The organism is Pseudomonas sp. FP1762, assembly GCF_030687105.1.
GTDB classification, from domain to species: Bacteria; Pseudomonadota; Gammaproteobacteria; order Pseudomonadales; family Pseudomonadaceae; genus Aquipseudomonas; species Aquipseudomonas siliginis.
Genome location: NZ_CP117458.1, coordinates 175997 through 188279 on the forward strand (window position 1 = coordinate 175997; position 12283 = coordinate 188279).

9 protein-coding genes are annotated in these 12283 nt (G+C 62.5%); all 9 read left to right on the forward strand.

The window, feature by feature from the left end; all coding sequences use genetic code 11:
• Positions 1–52 precede the first annotated feature (52 nt).
• The 9 genes from PSH90_RS00745 (at position 53) to pgaB (ending at position 12282) form a co-directional block, all read left to right on the forward strand.
• Complete coding sequence (locus PSH90_RS00745) at positions 53–481, forward strand: MarR family winged helix-turn-helix transcriptional regulator (RefSeq protein WP_016772266.1); 429 nt, start codon at positions 53–55, stop codon at positions 479–481.
• Positions 478–2541 (forward strand): FUSC family protein, encoded by a 2064-nt coding sequence (locus PSH90_RS00750; RefSeq protein ID WP_305381941.1) that lies wholly within the window; start codon positions 478–480, stop codon positions 2539–2541. The genes PSH90_RS00745 and PSH90_RS00750 overlap by 4 nt, the downstream gene beginning before the upstream one ends.
• Positions 2538–2747 carry a DUF1656 domain-containing protein gene (locus tag PSH90_RS00755; RefSeq protein ID WP_016772264.1) on the forward strand — a complete coding sequence of 70 codons (210 nt, stop codon included), beginning with the start codon at positions 2538–2540 and terminating at the stop codon, positions 2745–2747. Before PSH90_RS00750 ends, PSH90_RS00755 begins: the two co-directional genes overlap by 4 nt.
• Complete coding sequence (locus tag PSH90_RS00760; protein WP_056786955.1) at positions 2744–3631, forward strand: HlyD family secretion protein; 888 nt, start codon at positions 2744–2746, stop codon at positions 3629–3631. Before PSH90_RS00755 ends, PSH90_RS00760 begins: the two co-directional genes overlap by 4 nt.
• A complete protein-coding gene (locus tag PSH90_RS00765; protein ID WP_305381943.1) occupies positions 3628–5070 on the forward strand; it encodes an efflux transporter outer membrane subunit in 1443 nt (480 codons plus the stop codon). The genes PSH90_RS00760 and PSH90_RS00765 overlap by 4 nt, the downstream gene beginning before the upstream one ends.
• A 93-nt stretch (positions 5071–5163) precedes the next feature.
• A complete protein-coding gene (locus PSH90_RS00770) occupies positions 5164–5799 on the forward strand; it encodes an NADH:ubiquinone oxidoreductase subunit N (RefSeq protein ID WP_150742987.1) in 636 nt (211 codons plus the stop codon).
• Between the two features lie 249 nt (positions 5800–6048).
• Positions 6049–7554 carry a YdgA family protein gene (locus PSH90_RS00775; RefSeq protein ID WP_305381944.1) on the forward strand — a complete coding sequence of 502 codons (1506 nt, stop codon included), beginning with the start codon at positions 6049–6051 and terminating at the stop codon, positions 7552–7554.
• Between the two features lie 237 nt (positions 7555–7791).
• Positions 7792–10272, forward strand: a complete 2481-nt coding sequence (pgaA, locus tag PSH90_RS00780; RefSeq protein ID WP_305381945.1) for a poly-beta-1,6 N-acetyl-D-glucosamine export porin PgaA — start codon at positions 7792–7794, stop codon at positions 10270–10272.
• A gap of 12 nt (positions 10273–10284) precedes the next feature.
• Positions 10285–12282, forward strand: a complete 1998-nt coding sequence (pgaB, locus tag PSH90_RS00785) for a poly-beta-1,6-N-acetyl-D-glucosamine N-deacetylase PgaB (protein WP_305381946.1) — start codon at positions 10285–10287, stop codon at positions 12280–12282.
• Position 12283: the final 1 nt, after the last annotated feature.

Here is a 12283-nt window from a genome sequence, read left to right on the forward strand (position 1 = left end):
GCAAACTAACAGTGTCCGTTATCCCGTGTCCGATTCCCTCGACAGTCTCCAGATGAACATCAGCAGCGCCATGGTGGTGGCCGCCCGGCATTGGCGGAAGATCTGCCAGACCACGCTGGTCAACTATGGAATTTCCGAAGCCTGCGCCGTGCCCTTGTTGATGATCGGGCGTTTGGGCGAGGGCGTGCGTCAGGTGCAAGTCGCCCAGGCTGCGGGGATGGAGAGTCCTTCGCTGGTGCGTTTGCTCGATCAGCTGTGCCACGCCGGTTACGTCTGTCGCACCGAAGATGCCCAGGATCGCCGGGCCAAGTGCCTGAGCCTGACCGATACCGGTCGCGAGCTGGTGCAGGCGGTGGAGGCTGAGCTGGTGCGCTTGCGTCATGAGGTGCTGGAAGGCATCGAGCGCAGTGATCTGGAAGCTACGCTTCGGGTACTGAGGGCTTTTGAGGCGGCGAGTTCGCCTGTGGTGGTCAATTCTTGAACGGTTTTTTCACTGGCATGCCGCCGGCCCGTGACTGGTTTTACGGGGTTCGTACCTTTGCAGCGTCGATGATTGCGCTGTACATCGCGTTGCTCATGCAAATGCCGCGTCCGTATTGGGCGATGGCCACGGTGTATATCGTCTCCAGCCCGTTTCTCGGCCCGACCAGCTCCAAAGCGCTGTACCGCGCGGCCGGTACATTTCTCGGCGCAGCGGCGGCGGTGCTGTTCGTGCCGATGTTCGTGCAGAGCCCGTACGTGCTGGTGGTGGTGATCGCTTTGTGGACCGGCATTCTGCTGTTCATGTCCCTGCATCTGCGCACCGCCAACAGCTATGCGCTGATGCTGGCCGGTTACACCTTGCCGCTGATTGCCCTGCCGGTGGTCGATAATCCGCTGGCGGTGTGGGACGTGGCCGAGGCGCGTACCGAAGAGATTTTCCTTGGCATCGCCGTCGCTGCGGTGGTCGGTGCGATGTTCTGGCCGCGACGCCTGGCGCCGGTGTTCAATGATGCCGTGAGCAAATGGTTCGCCGATGCGACGAGCTACAGCCTGAAGTTTCTCAGCCGCGATGTGCAGCCGGAAGAGGTCACCGCGCTGCGCATGGCCATGGTCGCCAATTTCAACAGCCTCGAGTTGATGATCGGCCAGTTGCCCCACGAAGGCGCGCGGCCACAAACCGTGCGTAACACCAAGGAACTGCGCGGCCGGATGATTCACCTGTTGCCAGTGATCGATGCCCTAGAGGATTCGCTGTACGCCCTCGAACGCCGCACCCCGGAACTGGTGGAAAAATTCCAGCCATTGCTGACCGCGACCCGGGAATGGCTGGACCACGCGGACGCCAATCTCGAGCGCTGGCAAGCACTGAGAGATCAACTCGACGCGTTGCAACCGAGCGCCGAAGCGCTGGAGGAGCGCAAACAGTTGCTGTTCTCCAATGCGATTTACCGCCTCGGTGAATTCATCGATCTGTGGCAGGACTGCCGCAGCCTGCAGGATGCGATTCTTTGCGAGCGCCAGGACAGCTGGCGCGCGGTGTACCGGCACTGGCGCCTGGGCCGGTTGACGCCGTTCATCGATCGCGGGCTGATGCTCTACTCGGTGACCTCGACCATTCTGGCGATCATCGTTGCTTCGGTGCTGTGGATCCTGCTCGGCTGGCCGGACGGTGGCAGCGCGGTGATTCTGGCGGCGGTGGCGTGCAGCTTCTTTGCCTCGATGGACGACCCGGCGCCGCAGATTTACCGGTTCTTTTTCTGGACCGGGATGTCGGTGCTGTTCGCCAGTCTTTACCTGTTTCTGATTCTACCCAACCTGCACGATTTCCCGATGCTGGTGCTGGCGTTTGCCGTGCCGTTCATTTGCATCGGTACGCTGACCGTGCAGCCGCGTTTCTACCTCGGCATGCTGCTGACGCTGGTCAATACCTCGTCGTTCATCAGTATTCAGGGTGCCTACGACGCGGACTTTTTCGCCTTCGCCAACTCCAATCTGGCTGGACCGCTGGGGCTGTTGTTCGCCTTCATCTGGACGCTGGTAGCGCGGCCATTCGGTGCCGAACTGGCGGCCAAGCGTCTGACCCGATTCAGCTGGAAAGACATCGTCAGCATGACCGAACCGGCCAGCCTCGTCGAGCATCGGCAGTTGGGCGTGCAGTTGCTCGATCGGCTGATGCAGCACCTGCCGCGTCTGGCCCTGACCGGTCAGGACACCGGCATCGCCATGCGTGAAGTGCGTGTCGGTCTGAACATGCTCGATCTGCTTGCCTACACCCCGCGCGTCACCGGCGCGCCAAACGCCCTGCTGCGACAAGTGGTGGGCGAGGTCGGCGAGTATTTTCGCGCCTGCCTCAAAGCCGACGAACGCCTGCCGGCACCGAGCGGTCTGCTGATGACCCTCGATCGCACGCGCCGTGCGCTCAACGGCCAGGGTGACGATGAAACCCGTCTGCACCTGTTGCACGCCTTGAGCGGTCTGCGTCTGACCTTGCTGCCCGGCGTCGAGTTCGTCTCCAGCGCCGAGCCCGAAGAACCGCTGCCCGATGGAGCGCCCCTATGATCGGTGATCTGGATATCAGCGGCATCTTCCTGCCGACCCTGCTGGTGCTGATGGGCATCACTTACGTGCTGTTTTTGTTGGTGCATGGCGTGCTGCAACGCCTGCACTTTTACCGTCTGGTCTGGCACCGGGCATTGTTCAACGTGGCGCTCTATGCCGTGCTGCTGTACGGCGTGGACTCACTCAGTCGATACCTGATGACATGAAAAAACCGTTTCTGACCATCGGTCGCGTGGTTCTGACCCTGCTGATCGTGACTTTTGCCGTTGTCCTCGTCTGGCGCATGGTGATGTATTACATGTTCGCGCCGTGGACCCGCGACGGCCACATTCGTGCCGACATCATCCAGATCGCTCCGGACGTGTCCGGGCTGATCCAGCAGGTCGAGGTAAAGGACAACCAGTTGATCAAGCGCGGTCAGGTGCTGTTCAGCATCGACCAGGATCGCTTCAAACTGGCTCTGCGCCAGGCCAAGGCCGCCGTTGCCGATCGCGAAGAAACCCTCGCCCAGGCGCAGCGTGAAGCCAAGCGTAACCGTGGCCTCGGTAACCTGGTGCCGGCCGAACAACTGGAAGAAAGCCAGTCGCGCGTCGCCCGTGCGCAGTCGGCATTGGCCGAAGCCTTGGTGGCGGTCGACAGTGCACAGCTCAACCTCGATCGCTCGGTGATCCGCAGCCCGGTCGACGGTTACGTCAACGACCGCGCGCCGCGTCCGCAGGAGTTCGTCACCGCCGGGCGCCCGGTGTTATCGGTGGTCGACAGCAATTCATTCCACATCGACGGCTATTTTGAAGAAACCAAACTCGACGGCATTCACGTCGGGCAATCGGTGGATATTCGCGTGATCGGCGACCGCGCGCGGTTGCGCGGGCATGTCGAAAGCATCGTCGCCGGCATCGAAGACCGCGACCGCACCAGCGGCAGCAACCTGCTGCCCAACGTCAACCCGGCGTTCAGTTGGGTGCGCCTGGCGCAGCGGATTCCGGTGCGCATCGCATTCGATGATGTACCGGCCGACTTCCGCATGATTGCCGGGCGTACCGCCACCGTGTCGATCATCGACGACCAGCATGAGGAGCCGCAGCCATGAGCAGGGCCTGGTTGATCGCCGGGATGGGCGTGATGCTCTCGGCCTGTCAGATGGTCGGCCCGGATTATCAGGTGCCCGCCGACGCGGCGGTGCAGCGCAAGGATATTCAGGGTGAGCTGGCAGTCGCCGGCAAACCGGTGGTCTCGGCGCCGGTGCCGGCGGACTGGTGGCGGCTGTATAAAGACCCGCGCCTCGATCAACTGGTACAGCAGGCCATGGCTTCCAACACCGATTTGCGTGTAGCGGCGGCGAACCTGTCGCGGGCGCGCGCTCAGGTGGATGAAGCCGAGGCCGCTGGCGGCTGGAGCGGCGGGGTGAAAATGGGTGCCCAACGTCTGCAGGAATCCGGTCAGGCGTTCCTGCTGCCGGAAAAAGTCCCGGTGGCCAACATCGCCGATATCGGCATCAGCGCTTCGTATCAGTTCGACCTGTGGGGCACCTTGCAGCGCGGTATCGAAGCGGCCAAAGCCAATGCCGATGCTACTCAGGCCGCAGCCGACACTGCGCGTATTACCTTGGTGGCGGACGTGGTTCGTGCTTACACCCAGGTCTGCGCAGCCAACGAAGAGCGGGAAATCGCCGAGCACTCTCTCGATCTGCAATCGCAGAGCACCACGCTGATCCAGCGTCTGCGTGACGCCGGGCGTGGTGACGAGACCCAGGTCACCCGTTCGCAGACCCAATTCAAATCCTTGCGCGCCGACTTGCCGCGTTATGAAGCGGCGCGTCAGGCCGGGCTGTTCCGTCTGTCGATGCTGCTGGCCAAACCGGTCGAGCAGTTGCCGGCAGGTACAGCCAGTTGCGCCGAGTTGCCGAAGATCGCGCAACTGGTGCCGGTCGGTGACGGCGCTGCGCTGCTCAAGCGCCGCCCGGATATTCGTCAGGCCGAGCGGCGCCTCGCGGCGGCAACCGCCGGCATCGGCATTGCCACCGGCGAGCTGTACCCGGACATCAGCATCGGCGCGACCATCGGCACCGTCGGCATTATTGATGACCTCGGCGACCCGTCGACCAACCGCTGGGGCTTCGGCCCGTCGTTGAGCTGGAAAGTACCAACCAACGGCGCCCGCGCGCGCATCCGTGAAGCCGAGGCCAACACTCAAGGCGCGCTAGCGCATTTCGACGGCGTGGTGCTCAACGCCATCCGCGAGACCCAGACCGGTCTGGCCCAGTACAGCGCGCTGCTGCAACGCCGCGATGCGCTGGCCGAAGCCGAACAGTCGGCCAAGCTCGCCGCCGAGCAGACGCACCGCTTCTTCCAGGCCGGCCGCGAGTCGTTCCTCGCCGACCTGCAAGCAACCCGCACCTACACCGATGTCACCGCGCAACTGGCCGCCGCCAACACCCAGGTCGCAATGAGCCAGATCGATTTGTTCCTCGCCCTGGGCGGTGGCTGGGAAAGCGGACGAACGAACACCTCGAGCGCCAGCAAACCCTGAGGCCGTTGCTATGCTTTGAAGTGTTGGAGGGGCGCCCCATGCCAAGCGCTCCTGCAATGCACATTGCTCGTGCTGGCCCAGGGGAAACCAATAATGAAAAACCCTTACGCTCTCGGCTTCTGGTGCGCTCTGGTCGCACTGGTGCTGCTCTCGGCCACGTATTTCTACGGGATCATGCTGGCCCACCAGATCGACACGGCAATGGTTTTCCTCGACAGCGCCGTTGCGTTGATCGCGGTGATGGCGATCGTCGTCGTCGCGTGGACCTCGATTCAGCTGCAACGGGTCAAGAAGCGCCAGCTCGAGCGCGGCAAGATGCTGGTGCTGATCTGGGACACCAAAGTCGCCCTGCGCCGGGTTGAAACCGTGTTTGATCGCTACTTCTGGGGCAGTTACTGGCAGCCCGGGCGAACCTTCGCCGAAGTCATGGGCGAGCTCACCGGCACGCCGCTGGAAAAAAGCCTCGAAGGGCTGAAGAAGCAATGCCTGGAACTCGACAAGCAGATCGCCGATGACGGCTGGCACTGGCTGAGCAACGCCCGCGAGCTGTCCGACGTCGCCACGGCCATGGCTCGTGAACGCTATCAGCTGGATTTCTGCGATGTGCGGGCGGATACCACCGGCGGAGCGGTGATCGATCGTGACTTCGAAGTGCTGGTGTATACCTGGACCGCGCGGCTGAAGAGCTTTGATCATCAGCTGGATGAAATCGAGGTTCAGTATTCCTGAAATCAAAAGATCGCAGCCTTCGGCAGCTCCTACAGGACAATCGGATTGCAAATGTAGGAGCTGCCGAAGGCTGCGATCTTTTTGCTCTCCCAAGTGTCCATAGACACTCTTTAACCTTTAAACATTGGGCCGTCGCCCGCGCCCGGTGCTAATCTCCACCGCTTAATTGCGCACAGTCGAGCCGCGACCCGATCCCGGGTTCAAGGAAGACGACTTCATCCACAGCCACGGAAACCGATCAGGTCATTCATGAATAAATCAGCAGGCGTGCTTCTCGGAATTGTTGTTGCCATCGGCGCGATCAGCGCAGGCGGGGCCTGGTACACCGGGACCAAGATCGAAGGCGTACTGAACAACGCCGTCAGCAACGCCAACAAAGAGCTGCAGACCGCCATGGCCGGCTCCAACGGCACCGCGTCGCTGGAACTGGTATCGCTTGAGCGCCACACCTTCACCAGCACCGCGCACTATCGCCTCAAGGGCGAAGGCGAAATGTTCGGCGATGCCCCGGTCGAGCTACTATTCGTCGACCACATCGAGCACGGCCCGCTGCCGTTCTCGCGTCTGGTTTCGCTGAAGTGGCTGCCGGTCATGGCCACCAGCAACTACGAGCTGGAAAAGAGCCCGTCCACGGAAAAATGGTTCGCCGCTACCAACGGCGCCGCGCCGCTCAAGGGCGTGACCAACATCGGCTACGACGAATCGACCACCAGCACCCTCAACCTGGTGCCGTTCGAAACCGCGCTGGATGAGCAGTCGAGCCTGAAGTTTTCCGGTCTGAGCATGGACATCGCCGCCAGCGCCCAGGCGCAGAAGGTCAAGGCCGACGGCTACATGGACAATCTGAAACTGGTCACCGTGTCGGAAGACCAGGCGCCGGTGCAGGTCGAGCTCAACGGTCTGACCCTGGCCAGCAACCTCGCCAAGAGCAGCTACGGCTACTACACCGGGGAAAACACCCTGGAAGTGACCAGCAGCAAAACCACCTTCGGCGCCAAGCCGATGGTGCTGGGCGTGAAGAACTTCGAAATGAAGAACCGCACCGAAGAAAGCGGCAGCAACGCCTCGGGGCGTGCCGACTACAAAATCGGCGAAGTGACGCTCAACGACAAGAAAGTCGGTTCGGCGGCCATGGCCATGAGCATGAAGAACCTCGACATTCCGTCGACCATGTCGCTGATGCAGATCTACCAGACCAAATTGCAGCCATACGAAAAAGCTGCCGCCGAGGCCGCCGCGCAGGGTTTGCCGGCACCGGAGCTGAATCTGACCGAAGCGGAAAACGCCCAGGTCAAAGCCGATCTGCAGAAGTTGCTGGCGGCCGGCCCGCAACTGGCGCTGGAGAACCTGTCGTTCAACACCGCCAACGGTGAAAGCCGCGCCAATCTGGTGATCGACCTGACCAAGCCGCAATCGATGGATCTGCCGCCGGATCAACTCGGCAAGCAACTGATCGCGCTGCTCGACCTGAACATTCAGGTATCCAAGCCGATGCTGGTCGATCTGCTCAGCGTGCAGGCGCAACTCGATGGCCAGACTGACGCCAAAGCCATCGTCGATCAGTCCAAGGAAGCGGCGGACATGTTCGCCGGCATGGCGGTCGGCTCGCAACTGGCTGTCGCCGACGGCACCAACGTGGTGACAAAACTGCATTACGCGGCCAATCAGGTCGAATTCAACGGCCAGAAGATGACCGTCGAGCAGTTCATCGGTTTCCTCATGAGCAAGTTTGCCGGCGTCACCCAAGAGCAATAAACCCAACCGCGCACCCCCCAGACGCCCGGCCCCTGTGTGAACAGGCGCCGGGCGTTTTGCTGTACGGATTTTGTACAGATGGACCGATTCTGAACAAATATTGCGTTGTGAAAATTCGCTCTCGCTTGCGTGCAGACTGCCTCACCAAGCTTGGCCGAAGGCTGTTTTTGTCGGCCACCGTTACGAATGGGCAAGGAGGGCATTGCGACCCGGCTGGCCATGTAAGGATGCTGACAAATGCCGCGTATTGATGGCCCTGTATTACATCGTGGTTTACGCCCTTTGTTCCGATTCGCCCTGTGCAGCCAGTTGCTCTGGCCGCTGCTGGCGTTGGCCGACACACCCTACGACGAGATGGTGCGCGATGCCCGGGCCGGGCATTACACGCCTGCGTTGACCGTGCTGCGTCAGGTGCCGCCTGGCCAGGCCAGCGAAGGCCAGGTCAGCGATCATCTGCAAATCGCCAGTTGGGCCGGGCTCGATGCCGAAGTGGTCAAGGTCTATGAAACCCAAGGCCGTGACCGCGTTCTGCCGGTGCAGGCGCTGACTGCCGTTGCGCGTGCCTATCGCAACCTCAAGCGCTGGGATCAGGCCATCCAGGTGTACAACAAGGCGCTGGCGCTGGAGCCGGACAACGCCGACCTGCAACTGGGTCTCGCGCTGACCCAGGCCGATTCCGGCAAACCCGATCAGGCCGTCACCCGCGCCCAGGCGCTGGTCGCCGCCAAACCCGACGATCCGTCACGCCGTCTCGCCTTGGGCTACGCACTCGGTCGCGCCGGCAAACAGTACGACGCACTCTTCGAATACGATCAGGCCTTCATCCGCGCCGGCAACAAGCCGGAAGTTGCCCGCGAGTACGTGGTCGCCCTGCAAAAGGCCCGCCTGCCAGAACCGGCGCTGCGGCTGGCCAGTCAACGTCCCGGCCTGATTGATCCGGTGACCTTGCGCCGCCTGGAAGGCGATCTCGCCGCCGAACGCGTGCGCCTCGCCGAACTGGCCACCCGCAGCGAAAAGGAACGCTACGTCATCGCCGACCGCGCGCTGGCCGATTACGACAAATTGCTCGCGACCTGGACCCCTGACGCCACTGCTCACGACGACGTGACGCGCTGGCGCATCGACCGCATGGGCGCGCTCAAGGCGCGGGCGCGCACCGCCGACGTCATCAGCGAATATCAAAAGCTGCAAGCCGAGGGCGTGGAGATTCCGACCTATGCCCTGCGCTGGGTGGCAGCGTCTTATCTGGATCAGCGTGAGCCCGAGACTGCCACCGATCTGTATCGCCAGGTGCTTTCGGCGCCGGACGCCGATGTCGGTGATCGTCTTGAGGACAGCACTGCGCTGTACTACTCGCTGCTGGAAAGCGACCGCGCCGACGAAGCACGCAAGGTCGCCGAAGACGCAGCGAAAGCCCAGCGTCCGCGCGTCGAGCTCAAAGGTCTGCCCATCGGCAATCCCAACGACGAATGGATGGACGCCCAGCAACTCGCCGCCCAGGCCGGCACCTACGGTTCCGATCTTCCGCACGGCGAAGAGCGTTTGCAGACGCTGGTCGATCAGGCGCCGGGCAACCTTGGCTTGCGTCTGGCCCAGGCCGATCTCTACCTCGCCCGCCAGTGGCCGCGCCGCGCGGAAAGCCAGCTCAAGGAAACCGAGAGCATGGCGCCCCGCGATGCCGGCCTGGAAGTCGCTCAGGCGCGCACCGCGATGGAGTTGCAGGAGTGGCGGCAGAACGATGCGCTGGTCGACGACGTGGTCGCGCGCTATCCGGACAACCGCCAGGTGCAGCGTCTGGCTCGCGAACGGGAAGTCCATGACATGGCCGAACTGCGCGTCGAAGCCTACGGCGGCAAGGCCAACGGTGGCGGCAGCGGCGATGCCGGTGCGGTCAGCGGCAGCCGTGATTTCGGTATCCAGAGCACGCTGTACAGTCCGCCGATCAACGAAGACTGGCGTGTCTTCGCCGGGGCCGGTTATGCCACCGGTGATTTCGCCGAAGGCACCGGCCACCATCGCTTCCAGCGTGTCGGCCTGGAACGGCGCACCCGTGACATGACCCTCGAAGCCGAGGTGTCGAATCACGATTACGGCTTCGGTGACAAACAAGGCGCACGCCTGGCGATAGCCCGCGACATCAACGATCACTGGCAGTACGGCGGCAGCCTCGAATACCTCTCGGCGGAAACGCCGCTGCGCGCGCTCAACAGCGACATCAAGGCCAATGGCGGCAGTGCGTTCCTGCGCTGGCGCGCCAACGAAAGCCGCGAGTGGCGCGTGTCGGTCAGCCCGTCGCACTTCAGCGATGGCAACAACCGCGTCGAAGCCTTGGTGACCGGGCGCGAGGGTATCTACACCGCGCCGAACATCCAGGTCGACGCTGGCCTGGAAGTCGGCACCAGCCACAACTCGAAATCCGACGATGTGCCGTACTTCAACCCGAAGTCGGACTTCAGCGTGATGCCGCTGGTCAACGTCAATCACGTGCTCTACCACCGCTACGAGACTTCCTGGAGCCAGCAATTCCAGGCCGGCGCGGGCACTTACAGTCAGCGCGACCACGGCACCGGCGGCATGGCATTGCTCGGTTACGGCCAACGGTACGCCTGGAACGACGTGTTCGATGTGGGCGGCATGTTCAGTGTGATCAACCGGCCTTATGACGGTGATCGGGAAACTGATCTGCGTCTGCTTGTCGACCTCACTTTCCGCTTCTAGAAGAGTTTGAAGATGCCTTTTATCTCGCGTTTCATCCTTCTGCTGGGAGCGCTGCTGGTCAGCGCCTGCGCCCAGCAAGCCCCGGGCTTCGCGCCGCCCTCCGAGCGGCCGGTCGCGGCCAGTGAACAACCGTGGCCAAAAAACCACGTGCTCGGCATCGCCTACCACGATGTCGAAGACCGTGATCCCGATCAGGCCGTGGTGGCGGTGCGCACCGAGCGCATGATCGAGCAGCTCGCCTGGCTGCGCGAGAACGGCTACAAACCAGTGACCGTCGACCAGATCATGGCGGCACGCAAGGGCGGCCCGGAGCTGCCGGCGAGAGCGGTGTTGCTCAGTTTCGACGACGGTTACGCCAGCTTCTATACCCGCGTGTTGCCAGTGTTGCGCGCCTACAATTGGCACGCCTTGCTGGCGCCGGTCGGCACCTGGATCGACACGCCGCTCAATCAGCCGGTGGATTTCGCCGGCACGCCGCGTAACCGTGAGAACTTCCTGACCTGGCAGCAGATCCGCGAAATTTCCAGGTCCGGGTTGGTAGAGATCGCCGCTCACACCGATGCCAACCACAAAGGCATCCTTGGCAACCCGCAGGGCAACCTGCAGCCGGCCGCCGCGACCCGGCGTTATGACCCGGTGACCAAACGCTACGAATCCGAAGCCGATTTCCAGGCGCGCATTCGCACCGACGTGAAAAACATTTCCGAGAAGATCCGCAAGGCCACCGGTTACAAACCACGCGTCTGGGTCTGGCCGTACGGCACCGCCGACGGTACCTCGCTGACCGTGGTCGGTGAGGAGGGCTATGAAATGGCCCTGACCCTGGACGACGGCCTCGACACCCTCGATAACCTGATGAGCGGGCCGCGCTTTCTGGTCGCCTCCGATCCTGATGGCGAGCATTTCGCCAACAGCATCGTCTCGGTGCAGGCCGAAGCGCCGATGCGCGTGGTGCATGTCGATCTCGACAACGTCTACGACCCGGACCCGGCCCAGCAGGACATCAACCTTGGCAAACTGGTGCAGCGCATGGCTGACCTGGGCGCCAGCACGGTGTTTCTGCAAGCCTTCGCCGACCCCAAGGGCGATGGTCTGGTGCATTCGCTGTACTTCCCCAACCGTCACTTGCCGATGCGCGCGGACCTGTTCGACCGCGTCGCCTGGCAACTGCGCACCCGTGCCCACGTGAAGGTCTTTGCGTGGATGCCGGTGCTGAGTTTCGAACTGGATTCGAAGCTGCCGCGTGTAACCCGCTGGGACCCGGAAACCGCCATCACCTCGGTCGATCCGAAGCAGTACAAACGCCTGTCACCGTTCAATCCCGAAGTGCGCAAGATCATCGGTGAAATCTATGAAGACGTGGCGCGGCTGACCTCGGTCGACGGCATTCTCTACCACGACGATGCGGTGCTCTCGGATTTCGAAGACGCCAGCCCGGATGCCTTGAAGGCCTATGCCGCTCAAGGTCTGCCGGGTTCGATTGCCGCGCTCCGCGACGATCCAGCGGCGATGCAACGCTGGACGCGGTTCAAGAGCCGCTACCTGATCGACTTCACCAACAAACTGACCGCGAAGGTCCGTGCGATTCGCGGCCCGCAAGTGCTGACCGCACGCAACATCTTCGCCGAGCCGATGCTCAATCCTGAAAGCGAAGCGTGGTTCGCGCAGAACCTCGATGACTTCCTCGCCACCTACGACTGGACGGCGCCGATGGCCATGCCATTGATGGAAAAACAGACACTGGCCGAGTCCGGCCCGTGGCTGGAAGAACTGGTTGCCACGGTGAAGAAACGCCCCGGCGCACTCAACCGCACCGTGTTCGAATTGCAGGCGCGCGACTGGAACCAGAAGGATCAGGCCGATATCGATGCCGTGCATCTGGCGGACTGGATGGGCCGACTCAAGCGCCAGGGCGCGACCAGTTTCGGTTACTACCCGGACAACTTCCTCGACAACCTGCCAGACCTGAAAACCGTAAGGCCTGCACTCTCCAACAAATGGAATCCATAAC